This is a genomic window from Ideonella lacteola, from assembly GCF_038066555.1.
In the GTDB taxonomy this organism is placed as follows: domain Bacteria; phylum Pseudomonadota; class Gammaproteobacteria; order Burkholderiales; family Burkholderiaceae_C; genus Ideonella; species Ideonella lacteola.
In genome coordinates this window covers 1-22867 of record NZ_JBBUTG010000006.1, presented here as the reverse complement: position 1 = coordinate 22867, position 22867 = coordinate 1, and the positions used below count along the sequence as shown (strand labels likewise).

Here is a 22867-nt window from a genome sequence, read left to right as displayed (position 1 = left end):
ATGCGCTCCGGCTTCAACGGCTGGCGGCCGAGGCTGCGGCGGCCGGCGCGGCGGAGGCGGGTGCCGACGCAGGCGACCACGGCACCGGTTGCACCGGCGCCTTGGGCCGGATCTTCTGGAAGCCGTCCACGACCACCTGCTCGCCCGACTTCAGCCCACCGAGCACCACCCACTGGCTGCCCTGGGTGCCGCCCAGCTGCACCGTGCGCTGGGCCACCTGGTGGTCAGCGCCGACCACCAGCACCGTGTCGCCCGCCGCTCCGCGGGTGACGGCCTGCTGAGGCAGCAGCATGGCGCCGCCCGCTTGTGCCTGATCGAGCTTGACCTTGACGTACAGGCCCGGCAGCAATTCGCCCTTCGGATTGGGAACCTCGGCACGCAGCAGCACCTGGCCGCTGGTCGGGTCGACACTCAGGTCGGCGAACAGCAGTTTTGCCGGCAGCGGATATTCGGTGCCGTCGTCGAGAACGACACGTGCCTGCGCGCCCTTCGCCGATTGAAGCTTGCCCTCGTCGAAGGCGCGCTTGAGCCGCATCGCCTCGGACGCCGATTGGGTGATGTTCACGTACAGCTTGTCGGTCTGCTGGATCGTGGCCAGCAAGGTCGCTTCGGCCTGGCTGACCAGCGCCCCTTCGGTGACCTGGGCTCGTCCGATGCGACCGGCGATGGGCGCGAGCACCGCGGCGTATTCCACGTTCAGCCGGGCCTGCGCCACAGCCGCCTTGGCGGCCGCGGTGTCGGCCAGCGCCTGCTTGTGGGCGGCCTGCGTGGCAACCCAATCCTGTTGGCTGATGGCCTTGGCCTCGGCCAGCGGCCGGTTGCGCTCCAACAGCGCGGCCGCCTGGGCCAGCCCCGCCTCGGCCCTGGCTTGGGTGGCGAGGGCGCTCTCGAGAGCGGCACGGTAGACCGAATCGTCGATCTGGAACAGGCTTTGCCCGGCCTTCACGACGCTGCCCTCTTCGAACGCGCGCTTCTTGACCACGCCCGTCACCCGCGCGCGGACTTGGGCCGTGCGCCACGCCTCAAGCCGCCCCGGCAGCTCGCTGGCGATGGTGACCGCGGTGGGCTGCACGGTGACCACACCGACCGGCGTGGGTGGCATTTGTCCGCCCGGCCCGCCCTGGCCCTCCGCATTGCCGCACGCGGCCAGAAAAGCGGCTGAGGCGACGGCCAGCACAGCGGGAAGGCGACCAGAGGTGGCGGAGCGAACGAGCTGCTTGGGAAGGTCCATTTGATTCCTGGGGCGACGAGGCCGGGATGACGTTGTTCTGGAGGACGACGAACTGCGGGAGCGGGGTTCGACAGCGGCCGAAGTCATCGACGCGCGCGCGACGACCCCACGGACCCACAACGCCCGTAGGGCGGAGGCAGAGCCCCATCGACAGGTGGCGCAGTATACATACAATCATGTATGTATGTTGCTTGGAGCCACCGCCAGCGGTTCCTCCCTCAATGCTGGCCCAGGCGAAATTTGCCTGGGCAAGCAATTCCCCGCTTGGCCAGGGTTATTCCTGAGACTGGCGGCCACCGACAATCGAGGCCTCTCATGGTTCGACGCACCAAGGCCGACGCACAGGCCACCCGACATCAGATCCTGGACGCAGCCGAGGCCGAATTCCTCGCGCGTGGCGTGGCGCACACGCGCCTGCAAGACGTGGCCGCCGCCGCAGGCGTGACCCGCGGCGCCATCTACTGGCACTTCCAGGACAAGGCCGAGTTGTTCAACGCGATGATGGATCGCGCCTTTCTGCCATGCGAGTGCGCCGCAGAGCGGGCGCAGCAGGTGGCGGGCGATGACCCGATGGCCCTGCTGACAGAGATGGCAATGAGCCCGCTGCGGGCGTTGGCGGAGAGCGAACAGGTGCAGCGCGTGTTCCGCATCGCGATGCACCAGACGGAATACACCGCCGAGCTGGCCCCGGTGCAGGCGCGCTACATGGAAGGCACGTCAGAGTTCCAGCAACAGCTGGTGGATGCGATGACCCGCGCCGAAGCGCAAGGCCAGCTGCGCCCCGGCCTGCCCCTGCCCCTCATCGCTACGGGCCTGTTCGCGCTGGTCGACGGCCTGATGCACCACTGGACCTTGCGGCCCGGCGGCTTCGATCTGGTCGCGTGCGGCGAGGTCGCGGTGCGAAGCTACATCCTGGGCTTGCGAGCCGTGGCCACGGAAACGACCTCGGCATCGCGCCCGGCGGCCGCTCCCAGCCCCGCGGGCTGAGCGGCGTCGCCCGGCGCCCTGCGCCTACAGCAGCAGGGCCAGCCGCTCCAGCACCACCACAGCCAAAGCACCCAGCCCCGCGAGGATCGTCCACTTGACGATCACCAGGCCGCGGCGTCGCCACACCGGATCGCGGGTGGCCACATACGTGGCCAGACACAGGATGCCGGCGAGCAGCAGCAGGCCAAACAGCAATCGGAAGATCATCATGCGCCAGCGGCCGGCCGGCCGCCCTCAGAAGCTGATGCGCATTATGTCGAGCACCCCATCACCAGGCCGGCGCCAGCTCGGTGAAGCCCGACGGGGCCCGGGTCTCGTCTTCGAAGGTGACGTACTCGTAGGCACCGGCATCGGACAGCAGGGCCCGCAGAAGCTTGTTGTTCAGCGCATGACCCCCGCGGAACGAGGTGTAGGCCGCCAGCAGCGGCGCCCCGGCGATGTAGAGATCGCCGATCGCATCGAGGATCTTGTGCTTGGCGATCTCATCGTCATAGCGCAGGCCGTCGCTGTTGAGCACCCGGTAGTCGTCAATGACGATGGCGTTGTCCATGCTGCCGCCCAGCGTCAGGCCACGCGAGCGCATCGCCTCGACATCCTTGGTGAAACCGAAGGTGCGGGCACGGGCGATCTCCTGCTTGTAGCGGCCCGAGCCCATGTCGAAGGTGACTTCCTGGCCCGTGGCATCGACCGCCGGGTGGTTGAAGTCAATCTGGAAGGTGAGCTTGAAGCCATGGTGCGGCTCCAGCCGGGCCCAGATCAGCCGAGCGCCCTCGCCTTCGCGCACCTCCACCGTCTTGGTGACCTTGAGGAAGCGCTTGGGGGCGTTCTGCAGCTCGATGCCTGCGCTTTGCAGCAGGAAGACAAAACTGGCGGACGAGCCATCGAGGATGGGCACCTCGTCGGCGGTGATGTCCACGTACAGGTTGTCCAACCCCAGGCCGGCACAGGCCGACATCAGGTGCTCGATCGTCTGCACCTTGGGCCCGCCAGGCTGCCCGCCGGGCGAGATGGTCGAGGCCATGCGGGTTTCGCTGACCGAGTCGAAACGCACCGGGATGTCGACCGGCACCGGCAAGTCGACGCGGCGAAAGACGATGCCGGTGTTCGGCGCGGCAGGCCGCAGCGTCATTTCGACGCGCTGGCCACTGTGCAGGCCCACGCCGACGGCGCGCGTGAGGGACTTCAGGGTGCGTTGCTTGAGCATGGGAACAGCCTTCCCCTTCGGGAAGCAGCCTGTCCGGGATGGGGCCTGATTGTCCGTCAGGGTCGGGAGCCCCGCTGTAAAGGAAGGTCAAGCGTGACGCGGGTGCCACGGCCGGCCGCGCTGTCGATCGTCACCCGGCCGTCCAGACGAGCGGCGCGCTGCACCAGGTGCCGCAGGCCGCGGCCCGAATCACGGTCGATCAGGTCGGCGTCGAAGCCGCACCCGTCGTCCTCGATCTGAACCTGCACATGGTCGCCCGCCAGCCGGGTGGCGATGCGCACGGTGCGGGCCTGCGCATGCTTGAGCACGTTGGTCAGCACCTCTTGAACGATGCGCAAGACCTGCAGCGCATCAGGCGGGTTCAGCCAGGGCACCGGCGGCAGGTCGTCGACCTCCCATTGCATGCGCAGCCCCGCCCCTTCCAGCCGACGCCCCAGACGGTGGCGCAGCGAGGCCAGCAAGGTCACGAGGTCGTTTTCGATCGGCTCCAGCGAATCGATCACCAGGCGCAGGTCGTCCACGCATTCGCGCAGCAGCGCGGCCACGGCATCCTGTTGCAGGTTGCCCTGCTCGGCCAGCACCAGGGTCGACATCAGTGTGGAGCCCAGGCCATCGTGCATGTCGCGCATCAAGCGCTGGCGTTCCAGCAAGAGCGCCTGCTCGCGCTCGACGAGTCGCAGCCGTTCGTGGTTCGCACGCAGCTCGGCCTCGCGCGCGGCCAGGCGCGCTTCGAGGCTCTGGTTGATGCGCTCGGCCCGCTCGATGGCCTCGGCATAGCGCTGCTGCACCGCGAAGAGAAACGACAGCAGCACCAGCACGGTGGCAAACGGCAGCAGGTACACGGATTCGATCGGCACGAGGCCCGCGATCATCAGCAGGTCGTGTGCGCCCAGCAGATCCGAGAGCCACAGTGTCACCACGATCACCCGGAACTCGATCGCCCCGCCGCGCCAGGCCACTGTCGTCAGCCAGGCGGTGACCATCAACGCGACCACGCCGTTGACGACGTGCTGCTGGACGAGCGAGGTCAGCGGTGACCAGTCGAACGGCATCGTCAAGGCCGACATCGCCACGACGAAGACCACCAGCGCCCGCTCGACGCGCGGGTAGCGCCGCGAATCGAAACGGAAGGCGAACAGGTAGATCAGCATCATCACCCACGACAGCGAGGCGTTCGTGGCCCACCAGAACCAGGTGTAGGCGACCGGATCGGCCGGCATGTCGATGAAGTAGTGCAGGCTGCGAAGCGTCCACACCACCGAGCTGAAGAAGAACAGCAGGTAGGCGCGCGCGCGGCGCCGCCTCAGCCAATAGACCAGCGCAAACAGGCCGAGCGCCAAGAAGGTGAGCGAGCCAACCTCCGGCACCGTGAGCTGCAGCGCGCGGCGCCAGCTGTCGCGGGTGGCCAGCGCCTCGCGCGGGCCGACATCGATGTGCGAGACGCGGTGCTGGCCGGTGTCGTAACGCACCAGGCCGATGGCCACCGACACGGTGGTGCCGGCCGGCGGCGCAGCGCCCAGGTCGACGAAGACCGGGCGGTTCCACTGCTCGCGCCAGCGGTCCGAGCCGTCCCACCACAGCTTCCACTGGCCCTCTTCAAAGCGGATGACCTGGGCCGCCCCGCCGGTGATGCGCGGCACGTACAGCGCCAACGCCCCCTCGACCCCCTGGGGCACCACATAGTCGACGCGGTACCACCAGACCCGCATCGGCCGCGGCTGCGCCTGGGCCGGCAGATCGCGACGGCGGGCCTCCACCAGCGGCAGCATCACCGTGCTCCAGGCCCCGGCGTCGGTGGGCAGCGGCGCGTCGATCTGCGGTCGCGGGCGGCCATCGGCACGCATCTGGCCCTCGGTGAAAGCGCGTGAATGCAGCCAGGCTTGATCGAAGTGCTGCACCGTGGTCGCCGGCATCGGCAGGCTGGACCGGGCCAGCAGCCCCAGCCCCGCGGCCAGCAAGGCGACCACGACCACCAGCCAGGACAGCCGCATGCGCCAGCTGCGTGTCTGCTCGGCCCGGACATCGGCCTCGCCCGACACGCCGCCGGCACCCAGTTCAGTCACGCACCAGCCCGAGTTTGCGGGCTTCGTAGATCGCCTCGGTCTTCGAGTGCACCTGCAGCTTGCGGTAGCTGCGCTTGACGTAAGTCATCACCGTGTGGCGAGACACGCCGAGCATGCGGGCGATCTCCTCGAAGCTGAAGCCCTTGGCCGAATAGGTGAGCACCTGCCGCTCTTGCGGCGAGAGCAGCGCATCACCGTCCAGCGCGGGCGCCGGCTCCGGCGCCAGGCGCTGGAGCAGTCGCCGCGCGATGACGGGGCTGATCGGGCTGCCGCCGGCGTGCAGCGTGCGCACCTGGTCGGCCAGGTCGGCCGGTTGGGCGTCTTTCAGCAGGTAGCCCGTGGCGCCGGCCTCGAGCGAGGCCATCACATGCGGCTCGTCGCCGAAGACGGTGACCACCATCACATCGGTGTTCGGCAACTGGCCGTGCGCGTAGCGGATGAGTTCGATGCCGCTGCCGCTCGGCAGGCCCAGGTCGACCAGCAGCACATCGGGTTTCAATTCACGCAGCAGCAGCAGACCCTGCGGCAGGTCGGAAGCGGTGCCGACGAGCCGCAGGTCGGGCGCGCTGCCGACCATCGCCGCAAATGCGGCGCGGAATCGCTCGTCGTCTTCCACGATCAGGACAGAGACCGGGTCCATCGTGGCGGGGTACTCGGTGAACTACAGAGAACCGGAGCTTACTCGCCCCACGGCAGCATCAGCGCCAGGTACAGCAGTTGGTCGAACTCAGGCCGGAAGCGCTGCACGATGTCGTCCGGATCCGGGCACAGGACATCGTCGGTGATCAGGCCGAACTGGACCCCACCCGCGTACGAGAGGATGCTCACGCCCACGCCGATGTCGCCGCTCTGCGGCACCCAGAACATCACCTGCTTGACGGTGCGGCCGCAGAACTGCAGCGGCTCGCGCGGGCCCGGCACGTTGGTCATCACCGCCGTGGCCTTCTTGGCGAACAGGTTCAGCAGCGCCGCCTGCATCGGCTTGATGAGCAGACCGGCCACGGCCAGCAGCGCGAACGCCATCACCGGTTGGTAGCCGCCCTTGAGCTCGTTCATCCGGGCACGCACGGCCGCCAGACGCTCGATCGGGTTGGCGATGCCCACCGGCAACACCAGGGGTACCAGGCCGAAGCGGTTGCCCAGCTTCCAGGCCTGGTCCAGCGGCCGCAGGTTCACCGGCACCATCGCCCGGATCTCCTTGCCGGCCGGGTCGTCGCCATGGGCGCGCAGGTAGTCGCCGATGGCGCCAGCCACGCAGGTGAGCAAGATGTCGTTGATCGAGGCGCCGAAGGCCTGGCCGATGGCCTTCACCTCCTCCAGCGGCAAGGGCTCGCCCCAGGCGACACGCTTGCCCGGGGTGGCCTTGCCCTTGAGCAGGGTGTGCGAGTCGTCGGGCATCAGCGCCATCGCCGCCGCGTCGCTGATGAGCTGATAGCCGGCTCGGGCGACGTCCATGCCACCGGCCAGCGGCTGCACCGGGTTGGCCATCAGCTCGACGGACTTCGCCATGCCGTCACCGTACAGGCCGATCGCCTTGATGGTGAGGTCGGTCACCGGCTTGAGCAGCACATCGGCGAACCAGTCGAACTCGGCGTCGGGATCGTCGTCGCGCTTCTTGTGGCGCTCGGGCGGCGGCTTGCCGCCGTCGGTGATCGAGAGCATCACCGAAATCAGCGAAATGCCATCGCCAATGCAGTGGTGGATGCGGGTGATGAGGGCGCTGCGGCCGGTCTCAATCTCTTCGATCAGGCGGATTTCCCACAGCGGGCGGGAAGGATCCAAGGCTTGGCCGGTCAGCTCGCCCACCCGCTCTTTCAGCGCATCCAGCGGCGCCTGGCCGGGACGGGGCTGCAGCGTGTCCGCCACCACATGCTGCGTCAGATCGAAGCTGCCGTCTTCCACCCAGCTGGCACCCATGGCGTCTTCGACGACCTTTTGCCGGAACCGGTCGTACTTGAGCAGGCTGCCCTCGATGCGGTCGCGCAGGTCCTGGAGGCTGAGGGCCGGCTCGACGATCCAGACGCCGACGATCATCATCAGGTTGGCGTCGGTGTCCATCCGCAGCCAGGCGGTGTCGACTCGCGACATGCGTTCGGTGGTCACCGTCGGGCTGGCAGACATGGGAAGCTCCCTCTAACTGATGGACTGAGGCTTGTCGCAGACACGATGCTGGTTAACATCCCAGCCCGTCAATTCTGCTTTACCTTTACCCCAGGAGGCATCGCCATGGCAGACCTGAAAGCGCGGTTCGAGACCGCTGTCGCCGAGAGCAAACAGTTGCCGGAAAAGCCGGACAACATGACCCTGCTGAAGATCTATTCGTTGTACAAGCAGGCCACCGCGGGCGACGTCGAAGGCAAGCGCCCCGGCTTCACCGACATGGTCGGCCGCGCCAAGTGGGACGCCTGGAACGAGCTGAAAGGCAAGTCGGCCGACGAGGCGATGCAGGACTACATCGACCTGATCGAGTCCCTGAAGTAAGAACAAAGCCGGGCGAATGCCCGGCTTTGTCATTCAGCCGGCCTGGAAAGGCCGGCTTCAAGGCGCTCCGAAGGAGCCGCCGTAACGCCAGTGGCGTGCGCGGATCCGGCTTTGCCGGTCCGCTGCGCGAGCCCCCTCGGGGGGCGTGGGCGCTAAAGCTTCGTGATCTTCAACCAGTTGAGGTTCCAGCCGCCCGCCAAGGCCTTGATGGCGATCTGCTGCTGCCCCGCCTGCAGCGTCACGTTGTGCGAGATGGTGGTCCAGGTCTGCCAGCCGCCGGTCCGGGGCACGCCCAGCGAACCGTAGACCTGCGTGCCACCGGCGCGTTCCAACTGCAACGTGCCCCCGCCGTTGAGGCTCGACACGCGGTACTCGACCTTGTAGGTGCCGGAGCTCGGCAGGTTGACATCCCAGACGATCCAGTCGTTCGGGTCGATCCAGCCCACATTCAGGCCGCCTTCCGAGCAGGCTTCAGTGGCCACGCCCATCATGTTGGCCCAGCTCTCGGCCTGGATGGTGGTCGAGAACGCGCCCGAAGTCTTCTGGTAGACCCGCACATAGTCGACATACATCTTGGCGGGCAGTTTCGACTCGTCGATGTTGAAGCCGGGCCAGTTGCCGCCCACCGCCATGTTCAGCAGGATGAAGAAGTCCTTGTGGAACTCGTCAGTGCCGCCGGCGTTGTTGGTGATGTCGATGACGTGGTACTGGCGACCATCGATGAACCAGCGGATGAAGTTGGCGTCCCACTCGACCGAATAGACGTGGTAGTTGGTCACGCCACCCGCGTTGGTGTGACCGCCATACGAGGCGTAGCTGCCGTTGTCGGCCTGCCAGTGCACGGTGCCGTAGATGTCGGCCTCGGTGTTGACGTGCTCCATGATGTCGATCTCACCAGAGGCGGGCCAGCCCACCTGGGTGATGTTGCTGCCCAGCATCCAGAAGGCTGGCCAAGTGCCCATCGACGAAGGCATCGCGATGCGGGCTTCGATGCGGCCGTACTTCCAGCTTTTCTTGCCCTGGGTCTTCATCCGCGTCGAGGTGTAGCGGAAGCCACCGTAGTCCTGGCGCTTGGCGGTGATGACCAAGGCACCGTTCTCGATGGTCGCGTTCTCTCGGCGGTAGTACTGCAGCTCGTTGTTGCCCCAGCCACCCGAGCCGTTGCCGGTCTCGAAGACCCAATCGGGGCCGATGCTGCCGTTGAACTCGTCCTGCCACACCAGTTGCCAGCTCTGGGCCAAGGCGAATGGTGCGGCGCACAGGCCCCACAGCAACAGGAATAGCGCTCTGACTCTCCTCATCTCTGTCTCCATGTGTCGTCTTTCGCGAAAGCCCGCCGTGGGGCCACCCGGCCGAGATGACTGGCGCCCATCCCTCATGTTGTTCAGTCCCGGCCGCGCGACGATCCTAGCGCTGAGAGGCGTGATGTGAAAGCGCTTTCCCCCTAGGCAAACCACGTAAGGGTGAGCCATGAAAAACGGGCGCCTGAGGCGCCCGTTCGGTGTGCAGTGAGCTCAAAAAGGCCGGCGGTCACCGGCCACGGGGCTCACTGGCTGATCTTCAGCCAATTGAGGTTCCAGCCCCCCGAGATCGCCTTGATGGCGATCTGCTGCGGCCCGGCGGGCAGCGCGACGGTGTGGCTGATGGTGCTCCACGTCTGCCAGCCGCCCGTGCTGGGCACATCGAGCGCGCCGTAGATCGGCGAACCGCCGGCCTTTTCCAGCTGCAGCTTGCCGCCTCCGGCCTGGCTGGCGACCCGGTACTCGACCTTGTAGTTGCCCGCAGCCGGCAGATCCACGTTCCAGACGATCCAGTCGGCCGCATCGATCCAGCCCACGTCCTGGCCACCTTCGGCACAGGTTTCGGTGGCGATGCCCGACATGTCGGCATACGACTCCGCCTCGATGGTGGTCGAGAACGCGCCTTGCAGTGCGCCGCCCATCTTGAAGGTGGCCGCCTTCTTGGCACTGTTGGTGCCTGCCTTCTTCACGAAGAGCAGGCCGTCCTTCTGGCGGATGTACTGCCCCGGCAGGCTGTAGGCCTCGAACGAGTTGGAGGTGGCATTGGACAGGCCGTTGCGCTTGTAGAAGGTCGCCGTCTCCTTGAACGATTGCGAGCCGTCGCTCGCATCGAGCCAGAGTTCGCCATTGCGCTGGTGCAGGTAGCGATCCGGGAAGTTCTGCGACTGGAACGACACGCCGGCACCGGCCAGGCCGGGCACCAGCTTCCAGTTGCCGTCCTGGTAGGGCGAAACGTTGCTGGCCTTGTCGACTTGTCCGCGGCTGTTCTGGTGGCGAATCACCTTGCTCGTGCCTTCGAGGGCCCACGAGTTGTAGCTGCCGGTGTCGTCACCCTTTTGGTAGACGCGGACATAGTCCACGTACATCTTGGCCGGCAGCTTCGACTCATCGATGTTGAAGCCGGGCCAGTTGCCGCCCACGGCCATGTTCAGCAGGATGAAGAAGTCCTTGTGGAACTCTTCTGTGCTACCGGTGCCGTTGGTGATGTCCATCACGTGGTACTGCACGCCATCGAGGAACCAGCGGATCGCATTGGCATCCCACTCGACGGAGTAGACGTGGTAGTTCTGCGGCGTGGTGTTGGTGCTGCCGCCATACGAGGCGTGGCTGCCATCGGCCGCGGCCCAGTGCGGGGTGCCGTAGATCGTGGCCTCGGAGTTGATGTGCTCCATGACGTCGATCTCACCCGAGGCGGGCCAGCCCACCTGCGTGATGTTGCTGCCCAGCATCCAGAACGCCGGCCACAGACCCGAGCCGAGCGGCACCGATATGCGGGCTTCGATGCGGCCGTACTTCCAGCTCTTCTTGCCCTGGGTCTTCATCCGCGTCGAGGTGTAGCGGGCGCCGCCAAAGTCTTCCCGCTTGGCGGTGATGACCAGGGCGCCGTTCTCGACGGTGGCGTTCTCGCGCCGGTAGTACTCCAGCTCGTTGTTGCCCCAGCCCCCCGCGCCGGTCTCGAAGACCCAATCCGGGCCGATGCTGCCCTCGAACTCGTCCTGCCACACGAGATTCCAGCCCTGCGCGAAGCCGAGCGTGGAGGTGAACAGGAAGGCGAAGAACAGGAAAAGGTGTCGAACTCTCCTCACGATGATGCTCCTTGGTCTTGTGGGAAACCGCCTCGGCCTGGCCGCGGCATGCCGGGCAGCGTAGCCGCCCCGGCGAACAAAGGTGTTGCTGAACGTTTGCCGCGCGTCCAGCCGCACCGGAAGCAAAAAGGGGCGCCGTGCGGCGCCCGTTCGAACCGACCCTCAGGCCGCCTGCCGGCGGTCAGTACTTGCGGCTGATCTTGAACCAGTTCAGGCTGGAGCTGCCGCTCTGCCCCTTGACGCCGATGTACTGCTCGCCAGCGTCCAGCGCCACGCTGTGCGACACCGTCGTCCACACCTGGCCGCCGCCCGTGTTCGGCACGTCGACCTGCCCGTAGACCGGGTTGCCGCCACCCTTTTCGAGCTGCAGCTTGCCGCCATCGACCGAGCTGGCCACCCGGTATTCGACCAGGTAGGTACCCGCGCTCGGCAGGTTGATCTTCCAGGCCATCCAATCGCCCGCATCGATCGAGCTGACATCCTGCCCGCCTTCGGAGCAGGGCTCGTCGACGATGCCCGAGAAATACTCGCGGGTCTCGGCCTCGACCGTGGTGGCGAAGGCCGCTGCCAGTGGCGCACCGGGCAGGAAGGTGGACGCCTTCTTCGCCGCGTCGTTGCCGGCCTTCTTCACGTAGAGCAGGCCATCTTTCTGGCGGATGTACTGGCCAGGAAGGTCGAACGACTCGAAGGACTTGCCCCACTCATCGCTGAGGCCCGGTCGCTTGTAGAAGGTGGCGGCGCTCTTGAACGCGGCGCTGTTGTCGCTCTGCTCGAGCACCAGCTCGCCATCGCGGTGGCGCAGGAAGTAGCCGGGCTGATTCTCAGACTGGAACGAAACGCCCGCGCCGGCCAGGCCGGGGATCATCGTCCAGTTGGCATCGGCATAGGGCTTCACCTTGGCTGGCTTGGCCAACTCGGCACGCCCCTTCTTGTGGCGGATGACCTTGGTGCTGTCGTCGAGCGCCCAGCTGTTGGTCAGGCCACTTTCGTCGCCGGGCTTCTGGTAGACGCGGACATAGTCGACATACATCTTCGCCGGCAGCTTGGATTCGTCGATGACGAAGCCGGGCCAATTGCCGCCCACCGCCAGGTTGAGCAGCAGGAAGAAGTCTTCATGGAACTCGGCCGTGCCGCCCACGCCATCGGTGATATCAATGACGTGGTACTGCGTGCCGTCGACGAACCAGCGGATCGCGGTGGGATCCCACTCGATCGAGTAGACGTGGTAATCCTGCGGCGTGGTGGTGGTGTTGCCGCCGTAGGAGGCGTAGCTGCCATCCGGCGCCGACCAGTGCACCGTCCCGTAGACCTTGTCTTCGGTGTTCACGTGCTCGAGGATGTCGATCTCGCCAGAAGCCGGCCAGCCCACGCGGGTGATGTTGCTGCCCAGCGCCCAGAAGGCCGGCCACAGGCCGGACCCCAGCGGTACCTTGATGCGCGCCTCGATGCGGCCGTACTTGAAGCTTTGCTTGCCCTGCGTCTTCATCCGCGACGAGGTATAGCGATAGCCGTTGAAATCCTCGCGCTTGGCGGTGATGACGAGGTTGCCCCCTTCGACGGTGGCGTTCTCTCGGCGGTAGTACTCCAGCTCGTTGTTGCCCCATCCGCCGGCACCGTTGCCGATCTCGAACACCCAATCGGGGTTGATGCTGCCCTCGAATTCGTCCTGCCAGACCAGTTGCCAATCGGCGGCCCAGCCCACCTGGGCGGCCACCAGGCCGGCCGCCAGGGCCAGCATGTTCCGAAGCTTCTTCATAGATCGACCCACACCTTGCTCCTCGTCGATGGATGCCCCGAACGGCAAACGGCGCCATCGAGGCGCAACCCGTGATGGACGACGGCCTCTTCGGGCTGCCCGGGGTGCGGTCGCATCCTAGATTGAAAGCGCTTTCACTCTCAACCTCGGGACTGCCCTAGAACTTGCAAGCAAATGTGACCACCCAAGTGGCAAGCGGCCTCCCATGGCAGGAGGCCCGGTGCGGGTGCCAGAGGCGCGTGCCGAGCCGTCAGAGGCTGCGCGTTTTTCGGCGGTGCGCGAACGCGGCACCCAGGCGACCCGGATCGAGGCGCAAAGCACAGCCACAGCGCGGGCTATGGCGAGCATTTGCAACCGAGAGCGAGGGCATATCGAGGTTCAGACGGGTATCGGCAAAAGTCTCAGTCGCTCAGGCCTTCTTGGCCTTGGCCTCTTCCTTGGCCAGCGCATCATCGAGCTGGCGGCCCACCTCGGCCTGGATCTGCCCGGCGAAGGCGGCCATCAACAGGCCCAGCTTGGCGTGCACTTCGAAGTGCTCGCCGGTGACGATCATCGACCCCGACACACCCGACCGCTTGAAATGCACCGTGTCGCTGGTTTCGCCCTCGAGCACGCTGCACTCCATCTCGAACTTCTTCTCGACGTGCTCAGCCCACTTCCAGGCGACCTTGCGCGCTTTATCGAGGCCCAGGGTGTGGTCGCGGCGAATCTTGATATCTGGCATGGTTGGTTTGATTCAATGCCCCAGTGGCCGGCTTGTGGCGGCCTCGGCGGCGGGGCTCAGATTGTGCAGCGCCGCGTCGCGCTCGGCACGCGGCAGTGCCGCCAATCGCTGGACAGCGGCATAGAAACGGGGAAAGTCACGCCCTTCCCGCTCGAACAGTGCGACGAACGCCGGCACCCCATCGAGGTAGGCGCCCTGCATGCTCAGCGAGGCATTGTTGGCGTTGGAAAAAAACGCGTCGTAGCCGGCGTAGCCATTCCAAGCCTCGGCCTTCAAGCGGGCATGGTCCGCCCGCATCTGCGCCATCAACTGTGCCTTGCGCTCGCGCTTGGTGGACTCGTCCAGCTCGGAGCGATACAGCGCATCCAGCGCCGCGCGGGTGGCCTGCGTGAGCTGCCGGAAACCTTGGCGACGCTGCTCGACTTGCCGCACCTGGGCGCGCATCGCGTCGCTGCCGTGGGCGTCCAGCCAGCGATCACCCCCCAGGCGCTCGACGGCGGTGGCGAACGACTCGTTGAACGCGGTGTCGCCCTCGGCATAGGCCACCTGGTGGGCCAGCTCATGAAAGATGAGGCGGGCCAGTTCGGCCTCATGCCATTGAATGAAGGTGTTGAGCAGCGGATCGCCGCCCAACCATTCCATCTTTCCCAGCGTCGAATACGCCGGGACCGGGTAGACGGTGACTTCGAGCCCCTGGGCCCTCAGCGCCTCGCCCTCGGCGTTGGCCGCCCCCTCGTCGTAGTAGCCCCGGTAGCCCACACAGCCCACCACCGGGTAGCACCAGGTCTGCAACTTGAGCGAGAGCTCGGGGGCGGCTGCCACGTTCCACACCGCCGCGGTGCGGTGCAGATCCGCGTAGCTGCGGTAGCTGCGGTTGTCCGGCAGGTGCAGCTCGCTGACGGCGAAGTCGCGTATGCGCTGGGTGAGCGCCAGTTTGGCCTTGACGGGCTCGGCCGTCGTGGGCTCGTTCAGCCAGTCGGCCACGGGCCGCGCGCTGTTGAGCACGCTGAGGTGCCCGGCCACCGATTGGCTGAGGTAGCCGATCGAGCTGCAACCACTGGTCAGGCACAAGGTACCGGCCGCCAAGGCCAGCAGACCTGCCACACCCGCCGCTCCAGCCATCAACCAGCTCCGCAGGCGCATGGCCTCACAGCGCCGCCACCTCGACGAGGCAGTCGTAGAAGGCCGGCGCCTCGCCCAGGTCGGTGAGCTGCTGATGCGTCAGTTCGTTGACGTTGGTGCCATTGCGCCCCAGCTTGCGCCACCACACGCCCAGGCCGTTCACCACCCCCGGGCGGGCGCGCTGGTTGACGCGCAAGGTGCAGTGGTAGAGGCCCCGATCGTTGAACACCTTCACCACCTGGCCATCGGACAGTTGACGCGCCGCGGCATCGTCGGGGTGGATCTCGACAATCGGCTCGGCCTCGATGTCGCGCAGACTCTTGACGTTGACGAAGGTTGAATTGAGGAAGTGGCGCGCCGGTGGCGAGATCATCGCCAGCGGATAACGCGCCGCCAACGCGGGTGCGGTGACACGGCTCTCATAGTTGGGCACGTGATCGGGCAAGGGCACGCCCGGGGCCTGGGCGATGGCACGGCCGCTCGGCGTGGGAAAGCCGCCCTCGGCAAACGGCGCCTCGGGAAGCGGCAGCTTGAACCAGCCGTGGCGGCGCAGTTGCTCGCGATCCACGCTGTCGTCGAAGGCGGCGCGGGCCATGGCCTCGTCGCTGTCGGCAAAGCACGGCTCGGTGAAGCCCATGCGAGCGGCCAGGAGGCGGAAGATTTCGCTGTTCGATTTGGCCTGCCCGCGGGGCGCGACCGCCGGCTCGTTGAGCAGCACGTAGGTGTGACCGTAGCTGGTGTGCGCATCCCAGTGTTCCAGCTGGGTGGTGGCCGGCAGCACGTAGTCGGCATGGTCAGCCGTGTCAGTGAGGAAATGCTCGAGGACGACGGTGAACAGGTCTTCACGCCGGAAGCCCGCGGTCACCTTGGGCGATTCCGGCGCCACGGCAACCGGGTTGCTGTTGTAGACCACCACCGCCTCGATCTTCGGACCGAAGGCGGGCGACGACTCGCGCAGCAGATCGTCCCCGATGGTGCTCATGTTGATGGTGCGCGGGCGACGGCCGCCGAGCAAATCCGGGCGCTCCAGCGCCGCGGTGTTCTTGACCGCCTTGTTCCAGCCCGAAGCCGACAGCAACATGCCGCCAGCTCGGTGACGCCAGGCCCCCGTCAGGCAAGGCAGCAGCGCGATCAGGCGTACCGCATTGCCGCCGCCGCGCACGCGCTGCATGCCGTAGTTCAGCCGAATGGCGGCAGGCCGTGTGGTGCCGTAGTCGCGCGCCAGGCCGCGCACCTCGTCGGCGGTGATGCCGCACTCGGCCGCCACCCGCTCGGGCGCCCACTGCAGCGCTCGCTCGCGCAGCGCGGGCCAACCCTCGACATGCCGCTCGAGGTAATCGTGATCCAGCCAATCATTCGCGATCAGCTCGTGCATCACACCGAGCGCCAACGCGCCATCGGTACCCGGCATCAGCGCGATGTGCTGGTGGCACTTCTCCGCCGTCTCGGTCTTGCGCGGGTCGATGGCGATGAGCTTCGCCCCGTTGCGCTTGGCGGCCTGCGCGAACGTCCAGAAGTGCAGGTTCGAGGCAATGGAATTGCTACCCCATATGACGATCAGCTGGCTCTCGGCGAAATGCTCCAGGTGCATACCTACTTTGCCGCCGTAGGTCATTTGCAGCGCCTCTCCACCCGCCGCGGCGCAGATCGTGCGATTGAGCAGCGAAGCACCCAGGCGGTGGAAGAAGCGTGCCGCCATGCCCTCGCCCTGCACCAAACCCATCGTGCCGGCATAGCTGTAAGGCAGCACCGCCTCGGGGTGGCGAGCGGCGATCTCAGCCAACTTCTTGGCGATGTCGTCGAGCGCCTCGTCCCAGCCCACGGGCTGGAACTGCCCTGCGCCCTTCGGCCCCACGCGCTTCAACGGTGTCAGCACCCGTTCCGGGTGGTCAACCCGCTCAGCGTAGCGGGAGACCTTGGTGCACAGGGCCCCGTGGGTGGGCGGATGCTCGGGATCACCTTGGACCCGGACGATCTTGTCACCCTCCACGGTGACGCGCATGGCACAGGTATCGGGGCAATCGTGCGGACAGGCGGCGCGGACGATGCGGACGGCGGGGCTGGCGACGGCGGACATCCGAGCATGATGGCACAGCGCCCCTGCCCCTGGCGGGGCTGCGCCCATGCGCGCCGACGGCCCGGAAATGCCGCGGGTAACATCCGCCGCACCCCAGTCTCGCGACGCTCGGCCGCGCCGGCGTCGCGCCGTACCTTCTCCGCCGCCATGTCCCTCATCGACACCCTGCAGGCCGACGCCGACAGCATCGCCACCCTGCGCCGCGACATCCACGCCCACCCGGAACTGTGCTTCCAGGAAGTGCGCACCGCCGATCTGATCGCCCGCCAACTGAGCGACTGGGGCATTCCCATCCACCGCGGCTTCGGCAAGACCGGCGTCGTGGGCATCATCCAGAACGGCAACAGCCAACGGTCGATCGGCTTGCGGGCCGACATGGACGCCCTGCCGATGACCGAGCACAACCGTTTCGCGCACGCCAGCAAGCATCCCGGCAAGATGCACGCGTGCGGCCACGACGGCCATGTCGCGATGCTGCTGGGCGCCGCACGACACCTGGCCCAACACCGCGACTTCGACGGCACGGTCTACCTCATCTTCCAGCCCGCCGAGGAAGGCGGCGGCGGCGCGCGCGAGATGATCAAAGACGGTCTGTTCGACAAATTCCCGATGGACGCCGTGTTCGGCATGCACAACTGGCCAGGCTTTGAAGCGGGCCAGTTCGCCGTCTGCGACGGGCCGGCGATGGCATCCAGCAACGAGTTCAAAGTGACGATCAAGGGCAAAGGCGCGCATGCCGCCCTGCCCCACCTCGGGCTCGACCCCGTGCCGGTGGCCTGCCAGATGGTCCAGGCCTTCCAGACCATCATCACCCGCAACAAGAAGCCGATCGACACCGCCGTGATCTCGGTGACGATGATCCACACCGGCGAAGCCACCAACGTCATACCCGACACCTGCGTGGTCGAAGGCACCGTGCGCACCTTCACCCTCGATGTGCTCGACATGATCGAGCAGCGCATGAAGGACATCGCCGAACACACCGCCGCCGCCTTCGGCTGCGCCGCTGCTTTCGAGTTCCACCGCAACTACCCGCCCACAGTGAACCACGCCCGGGAAGCCCAGTTCCTGCGCAGCGTGATGCGCGAACTCGTTGGCGAAGCCAACACACTCGAGTTCGAACCGGCCATGACCGCCGAGGATTTCAGCTACTTCCTTCTCGAAAAACCAGGTGCCTACTTCGTCATCGGCAACGGCGACGGCAGCCACCGCATCAGCGGCCACGGCATGGGCCCGTGCACCTTGCACAACCCGAACTACGACTTCAACGACGCGCTGATCACGCCGGGGGCGGCGTTGTGGGTGAGGCTAGCCGAGAAGTGGCTGGCGTGAAGGGCCCGGCGAGCGGACTCCGCTCTGCCTGAGCCTCATCGTCAAAAAGCCTGAGCCTCATCGTCAAAAAACTTCACGCTTTGCTCGTTCCAGGCGTAGCCGTCTCTTGTTATGGCCCCCGACTGAACAATTCGAGGAGTTGCATTGGCCGAACTGTGCGTAGACTAGCGCTCACGGCGCGTTTTCCAAAGAGCGTCCGACAAGTGGAGGGAACGATCGGGCTTGAGCTTCGGTGCGGCGCCAGTCTGCGTTGTCGGTCATCGACGGCATGGCGCACATGTCCAGCGTCAGCCTGTCCCACCGATGACCACGTTTCTATATTCCTCGATTGTCGACGGCCAGGACATCGCCTTCGACCCGTCCACCGACCACCTGAACTTCAACGACGCTGGCCTCTCGGCGTCGGCGTTCGTCCCGACGATCGATGAGACGGGCACCCGGGTCACTTTTGTCGGCGAGACGAAGAGTTTTACGTTGATCGGCTGTTCGCTCTCGTCGCTGAACACCACCAACGTCCAGTTCGCCGACGGTTCGATGCTGGTCAATGCGAGCCTGGCCAACCAGTACAGCAGTGCCTTGATCGCGTCGGTCCATGATGACTTGATGGTGGGCAGCCATGCCTACATGAGCTTGCAATTCGTCAATGCCGATGCCGACGGACAGCAATACGACGCACCGGCGAGCGAGCCGAGCGTCTCAGCTGACGGGCGTTTCGTCGTCTTCAATGCGCAGAACGACCTGTTGGGCGATGGCGGTCCCACGGGTTTCGACCTGATCTACGTGAAGGACCTTGTCGATGGCTCGGTCTCGTTGGTGTCGAGCAGGCCGGACGGCAGCCTGGGCGGCGGCTACAACGCGGAGATATCGGCGAACGGGCGGTACGTGGTGTTCGAAAGCGGCGACTCCCACCTCGTCGCCAACGACACCAACGGGGTCCGGGACGTTTTCGTGAAAGACCTGCACACCGGCTTGGTGACTCGGGTTAGCACCAGCAGCAGTGGGGCCCAGGCGACGGGCGAAGACCCGTACACGCCGATCAACGCCTCCATCTCGGCCGATGGCCGCTACGTCGTGTTTACTAGCGGTGCCACCAACCTGGTGAGCAACGACACGAACGGCGTGAATGACGTGTTCCTGAAGGACACGCTGACTGGCCAGCTCACGCGCATATCGACGACGAGCAGTGGGAGCCAGGCCACCGGCGGCTACAACAAGAAAGGCTTCTTCGACGCAGAGATCTCCGCGGACGGTCGCTTCGTCGTCTTTGCCAGCGACACTCAGGACCTGGTGGGCGGTGACACCGACGGCTATTTCGACATCTACCTGAAGAACCTGCAGACCGGCGCCGTCACCTGCGTCAGCGATGACTGGCAGGGCGAAGCGCAGGCCTACGACCAGTTGCACCCCACCATCTCCGCCGATGGCCGGTATGTCGCCTTCGGTGGCGCTTCGAACCTGCTGCCCGACGACGTCATGGGGGATGTCGTCTATGTCCGCGACATGACGACCGGCACATTGAGCTCCGCCGGCACGTTCTTCCAGAACTACGTCCAGTACATCTCCCTCTCAGGCGATGGCCGCTATGTCGTGTTCCAGTCTGACGCGGTGCTGACCGAAGACGACACGAACGATCACGAAGACATCTACGTCAAGGACATGGTCTCCGGCACCACGGCGCTCGTGTCGAAGAACGCCGCGGGCGTCGCATCGAATGGGATGAACATGATGTGTTCGCTCTCGGATGACGGCAGCACGATCGTTTTCCGCGGCGACGGTTCGAACCTCGTGCCGGGTGATGAGAACAGCACGGCATCCAGCTTCGTGGTCAGCAATCCGCTCTTCTCGCGCGAGCTCAGCGGCGGTGCCGGCAATGACACCTACCTGATCGACAACGCTAATGACCAAGTCGTCGAGCTCGCGGATCAAGGGCTGGACACGGTCCGCAGCACGGTGTCGCTGACCTTGGCGGCAAATGTGGAGCAGCTCGTCCTCGTCGGCAACGGTAGCGTCGACGGCACCGGCAATTCGCTGGGCAACCGCATCACTGGCAACGCGGCCGTCAACGTCCTCGACGGCGGCACCGGAGCGGACACGCTGGCCGGCGGCCTGGGCAATGACATCTACGTAGTCGACGACATAGGCGATCGGGTCGTCGAATCGACCGATGGCGCCACTGACACCACCTACTCGACGGCAGCCACCCACACGATGGGTGACAACGTCGAGGTGCTCGAGTTGCTCGGCAGCGCCAACATCGCTGGCATCGGCAACGCCGGCGACAACACCATCATCGGCAACGCCGGCGACAACGTTCTCGATGGCGGCAGCGGCGTGGACGCCGTGAGCTACGCGGGCGCGACCACGGGTGTCACCGTCGACCTGGACCAGTCTACGGCGCAGGCCACAGGCGGTGCGGGGCAGGACACGCTTAGCCGGTTCGAAGCCGTGATCGGAAGCGCACAAGCCGATTCACTGGCAGGCACCGCCGGGGCGAACACGCTCGACGGAGGTGCAGGCGCGGACACGCTTGAAGGCCGTGGCGGCAATGACATCTATATCGTGGACGCCGCGGGCGACCTGACCATCGAGGTCGCCAACGGGGGCCACGATCGTGTCGTGTCGTCTGTCGAGTTCACGCTACAGGACGAAGTCGAGGACCTCACCCTCATCGGCTCGGCGGCCATCAACGGCACGGGCAATGCTTTGGCCAATGCCATCGTGGGCAACGTCGGACAGAACGTGATCAACGGCGGCGCCGGCTTGGACACCATGACGGGCGGCGCGGGCAGCGACACCTACATCGTCGACAACGTCGGTGACAGCGTGATCGAACTGGCAGGCGGTGGCCTGGATGCTGTGCAGGCGTCCGTCACCTTCGCGCTGCAAGGCGAATTGGAGAGGCTGACGCTGACCGGCTCGGGCGCCATCGACGGCATCGGCAACGCGCTGGCCAATGCCATCACCGGCAATTCGGCCGCCAATGTCATCGACGGCGCCGCCGGGGTGGACACGATGACCGGAGGCGCGGGCAATGACACCTATATCGCCGACAACACCAGCGACAAAACGATCGAAGTGGCCGACGGTGGCACGGATCTCGTGCAATCCTTCGCCAGCTTCGTGCTGCAAGCCGAGATCGAGAACCTCACCCTGCTCGGCGCGGTCGCCATCAACGGCACCGGCAATTCACTGGCCAACGCCATAGTCGGCAACATGGCCGGCAACGTGCTCGACGGCGGCGCAGGTGCCGACACGATGACTGGCGGCGCCGGCAACGACACCTACCTCGTCGACGCCGGCGACAAGACGATCGAAGTCGTTGGCGGCGGCACTGATTCGGTTAGGTCGTCCATCAGCTGGTCCCTGGTTGCCGAGGTCGAGAACCTCACCCTCACCGGCTTGGCCACCATCAACGGCACCGGCAACTCGCTGGCCAACGCCATCGCAGGGAACGCGGCCGGCAACGTGCTCGACGGCGGCGCAGGCGCCGACACGATGACCGGCGGCGCCGGCAACGACACCTACGTCGTCGACAACGCCGGCGACAAGACGATCGAGGTCGCGGGGGGCGACACCGACTCAGTTCAATCGTCCATTAGCTGGGCACTGGCCGCCGAGGTCGAGAACCTCACCCTCACCGGCAGCGCCACCATCAACGCCACCGGCAACTTGCTGGCCAACGCGCTCACCGGCAACTCGGCCAACAACTACCTCAATGGCGCAGGCGGCGCCGACACGATGTCCGGCGGCGCCGGCAACGACACCTACATCGTCGACAACTTAGGTGACAGGACGATCGAGGTAGCTGGCGGCGGCACCGATTCGGTTCAGTCGTCCGTCAGTTGGTCGCTGGCCGCCGAGGTCGAGAAGCTCACGCTCACCGGCTCGTCCGCCATCAACGCCATCGGCAACTCGCTGGCCAACACACTCACCGGCAACTCGGCCATCAACGTCCTCAATGGCAGCACCGGCGCCGACACCATGGCCGGCGGCAACGGCAACGACACCTACGTCGTCGACAACGCCGGCGACGAGACCATCGAGTTCGCCGACGGCGGCACCGACTCGGTCAAGTCGTCCGTCAGCTGGTCGCTAGCCGCCGAGGTCGAGAACCTCACCCTCACCGGCACGTCGGGCATCAACGGCACGGGCAACTCGCTGGCGAACACGCTCACCGGCAACTCGGCCAGCAACGTCCTCAATGGCAGCACCGGCGCTGACGCCATGACCGGCGACGCCGGCAACGACACCTACGTCGTCGACAACACCGGCGACAAGACCATCGAAGTCGCTGGCGGTGGCAATGACCTCGTCGAATCGTCCATCAGCTTCACGCTGCAGGCCGAGGTAGAAAACCTCACGCTGACCGGAACCTCCACCATCAACGGCACCGGCAACGCTCTGGTCAACACCATCCTCGGCAACTCAGCCGCCAACGTGCTCAACGGCGGCGCCGGTGCCGACTCATTGACCGGTGGGGCGGGCAACGACACCTACATCATCGACATCAGCGGCGACCGCGTCGTCGAACTGGCCAACGGGGGCCACGACCTGGTGAGGTCGTCGGTGTCCTGCGCGCTGGCCACAGAGGTGGAAGACCTGACACTGACGGGCACCGCGACCTCGGCCACCGGCAACACGAGCGCCAACGTGCTGGTGGGCAACGGGTCTGCCAACGTGATCGACGGCAAGGCCGGCGCCGACCGGATGACCGGCGGCGCAGGCGCCGACATCTTCGCATTCACCACCGCCCTCGCCTCAGACCTGATCACCGACTTCACCAG

At 66.1% G+C, this 22867-nt stretch carries 17 protein-coding genes and 1 pseudogene; 5 read left to right on the top strand and 13 right to left on the bottom strand.

The window, feature by feature from the left end; all coding sequences use genetic code 11:
* Positions 1-13: 13 nt before the first annotated feature.
* Positions 14-1231: an efflux RND transporter periplasmic adaptor subunit gene (locus tag AACH06_RS12125; RefSeq protein ID WP_341425956.1), complete on the bottom strand. Its 1218-nt coding sequence runs from the start codon at positions 1229-1231 to the stop codon at positions 14-16.
* Positions 1232-1546: 315 nt separating this feature from the next.
* Here AACH06_RS12125 and AACH06_RS12120 point away from each other — a divergent pair, with 315 nt between their 5' ends.
* Entirely contained in the window at positions 1547-2218 is a 672-nt protein-coding gene (locus AACH06_RS12120) for a TetR family transcriptional regulator (RefSeq protein ID WP_341425955.1), read from the top strand.
* Positions 2219-2242: 24 nt separating this feature from the next.
* Here AACH06_RS12120 and AACH06_RS12115 read toward each other — a convergent pair whose 3' ends face one another.
* Genes AACH06_RS12115 through AACH06_RS12095 form a run of 5 tightly spaced genes read right to left on the bottom strand, consistent with a single transcriptional unit; the run spans position 2243 to position 7606 of the window.
* Entirely contained in the window at positions 2243-2428 is a 186-nt protein-coding gene (locus AACH06_RS12115) for a hypothetical protein (protein WP_341425954.1), read from the bottom strand.
* A gap of 58 nt (positions 2429-2486) precedes the next feature.
* The gene (lpxC, locus tag AACH06_RS12110; RefSeq protein ID WP_341425953.1) at positions 2487-3422 is read right to left on the bottom strand and encodes a UDP-3-O-acyl-N-acetylglucosamine deacetylase; all 936 of its coding nucleotides are present in this window, start codon (positions 3420-3422) and stop codon (positions 2487-2489) included.
* A 56-nt stretch (positions 3423-3478) separates the two neighbouring features.
* Positions 3479-5485, bottom strand: a complete 2007-nt coding sequence (locus tag AACH06_RS12105) for a sensor histidine kinase (protein ID WP_341425952.1) — start codon at positions 5483-5485, stop codon at positions 3479-3481.
* Positions 5478-6125: a response regulator gene (locus tag AACH06_RS12100; RefSeq protein ID WP_341425951.1), complete on the bottom strand. Its 648-nt coding sequence runs from the start codon at positions 6123-6125 to the stop codon at positions 5478-5480. Before AACH06_RS12100 ends, AACH06_RS12105 begins: the two co-directional genes overlap by 8 nt.
* A 38-nt stretch (positions 6126-6163) precedes the next feature.
* A complete protein-coding gene (locus AACH06_RS12095) occupies positions 6164-7606 on the bottom strand; it encodes a wax ester/triacylglycerol synthase family O-acyltransferase (RefSeq protein ID WP_341425950.1) in 1443 nt (480 codons plus the stop codon).
* Positions 7607-7711: 105 nt separating this feature from the next.
* Between AACH06_RS12095 and AACH06_RS12090 the strand changes: the two genes are divergently transcribed.
* Complete coding sequence (locus tag AACH06_RS12090) at positions 7712-7966, top strand: acyl-CoA-binding protein (RefSeq protein WP_341425949.1); 255 nt, start codon at positions 7712-7714, stop codon at positions 7964-7966.
* Between the two features lie 152 nt (positions 7967-8118).
* On the opposite strand, the gene AACH06_RS12085 is transcribed toward AACH06_RS12090, so the two are convergent.
* From AACH06_RS12085 to AACH06_RS12060, 6 genes are all read right to left on the bottom strand, one after another.
* On the bottom strand, positions 8119-9267 hold the full coding sequence (locus AACH06_RS12085; RefSeq protein ID WP_341425948.1) for a carbohydrate-binding protein: 1149 nt from the start codon (positions 9265-9267) through the stop codon (positions 8119-8121).
* Positions 9268-9512: 245 nt separating this feature from the next.
* Positions 9513-11072 (bottom strand): carbohydrate-binding protein, encoded by a 1560-nt coding sequence (locus tag AACH06_RS12080; RefSeq protein WP_341425947.1) that lies wholly within the window; start codon positions 11070-11072, stop codon positions 9513-9515.
* Positions 11073-11253: 181 nt separating this feature from the next.
* Positions 11254-12828, bottom strand: coding sequence for an AbfB domain-containing protein (locus tag AACH06_RS12075; protein ID WP_341425946.1), 1575 nt, complete (start codon positions 12826-12828; stop codon positions 11254-11256).
* Positions 12829-13237: 409 nt separating this feature from the next.
* On the bottom strand, positions 13238-13552 hold the full coding sequence (locus AACH06_RS12070) for a polyhydroxyalkanoic acid system family protein (RefSeq protein ID WP_341425945.1): 315 nt from the start codon (positions 13550-13552) through the stop codon (positions 13238-13240).
* A gap of 12 nt (positions 13553-13564) precedes the next feature.
* A complete protein-coding gene (locus tag AACH06_RS12065; protein ID WP_341425944.1) occupies positions 13565-14674 on the bottom strand; it encodes an aminopeptidase in 1110 nt (369 codons plus the stop codon).
* Positions 14675-14699: 25 nt separating this feature from the next.
* Positions 14700-16751, bottom strand: a complete 2052-nt coding sequence (locus AACH06_RS12060) for a molybdopterin-containing oxidoreductase family protein (RefSeq protein WP_341425943.1) — start codon at positions 16749-16751, stop codon at positions 14700-14702.
* 147 nt (positions 16752-16898) lie between these two features.
* On the opposite strand from AACH06_RS12060, the gene AACH06_RS12055 reads away from it, so the two are divergent.
* Together AACH06_RS12055 and AACH06_RS30185 are read left to right on the top strand one after the other, a co-directional pair.
* A complete protein-coding gene (locus tag AACH06_RS12055; RefSeq protein ID WP_341425942.1) occupies positions 16899-18083 on the top strand; it encodes a M20 aminoacylase family protein in 1185 nt (394 codons plus the stop codon).
* 303 nt (positions 18084-18386) lie between these two features.
* Positions 18387-20831 (top strand): annotated as a pseudogene (locus AACH06_RS30185) (hypothetical protein); the annotation flags it as partial.
* Here AACH06_RS30185 and AACH06_RS30180 read toward each other — a convergent pair.
* Complete coding sequence (locus AACH06_RS30180; protein ID WP_423222027.1) at positions 20721-20969, bottom strand: DUF5812 family protein; 249 nt, start codon at positions 20967-20969, stop codon at positions 20721-20723. The pseudogene AACH06_RS30185 and the gene AACH06_RS30180 overlap by 111 nt on opposite strands.
* Between AACH06_RS30180 and AACH06_RS30175 the strand changes: the two genes are divergently transcribed.
* A partial coding sequence (locus AACH06_RS30175; RefSeq protein ID WP_423222026.1) for a beta strand repeat-containing protein occupies positions 20853-22867 on the top strand: 2015 nt, incomplete at its 3' end. The genes AACH06_RS30180 and AACH06_RS30175 overlap by 117 nt on opposite strands.

Coding starts and splice junctions, on each gene's coding strand:
- AACH06_RS12125 (WP_341425956.1), bottom strand. CDS start 1,231: ATGGACCTTCCCAAGCAGCTCGTTCGCTCCGCCACCTCTGGTCGCCTT.
- AACH06_RS12120 (WP_341425955.1), top strand. CDS start 1,547: ATGGTTCGACGCACCAAGGCCGACGCACAGGCCACCCGACATCAGATC.
- AACH06_RS12115 (WP_341425954.1), bottom strand. CDS start 2,428: ATGATGATCTTCCGATTGCTGTTTGGCCTGCTGCTGCTCGCCGGCATC.
- lpxC (WP_341425953.1), bottom strand. CDS start 3,422: ATGCTCAAGCAACGCACCCTGAAGTCCCTCACGCGCGCCGTCGGCGTG.
- AACH06_RS12100 (WP_341425951.1), bottom strand. CDS start 6,125: ATGGACCCGGTCTCTGTCCTGATCGTGGAAGACGACGAGCGATTCCGC.
- AACH06_RS12095 (WP_341425950.1), bottom strand. CDS start 7,606: ATGTCTGCCAGCCCGACGGTGACCACCGAACGCATGTCGCGAGTCGAC.
- AACH06_RS12090 (WP_341425949.1), top strand. CDS start 7,712: ATGGCAGACCTGAAAGCGCGGTTCGAGACCGCTGTCGCCGAGAGCAAA.
- AACH06_RS12085 (WP_341425948.1), bottom strand. CDS start 9,267: ATGAGGAGAGTCAGAGCGCTATTCCTGTTGCTGTGGGGCCTGTGCGCC.
- AACH06_RS12075 (WP_341425946.1), bottom strand. CDS start 12,828: ATGAAGAAGCTTCGGAACATGCTGGCCCTGGCGGCCGGCCTGGTGGCC.
- AACH06_RS12070 (WP_341425945.1), bottom strand. CDS start 13,552: ATGCCAGATATCAAGATTCGCCGCGACCACACCCTGGGCCTCGATAAA.
- AACH06_RS12065 (WP_341425944.1), bottom strand. CDS start 14,674: ATGGCTGGAGCGGCGGGTGTGGCAGGTCTGCTGGCCTTGGCGGCCGGT.
- AACH06_RS12060 (WP_341425943.1), bottom strand. CDS start 16,751: ATGTCCGCCGTCGCCAGCCCCGCCGTCCGCATCGTCCGCGCCGCCTGT.
- AACH06_RS12055 (WP_341425942.1), top strand. CDS start 16,899: ATGTCCCTCATCGACACCCTGCAGGCCGACGCCGACAGCATCGCCACC.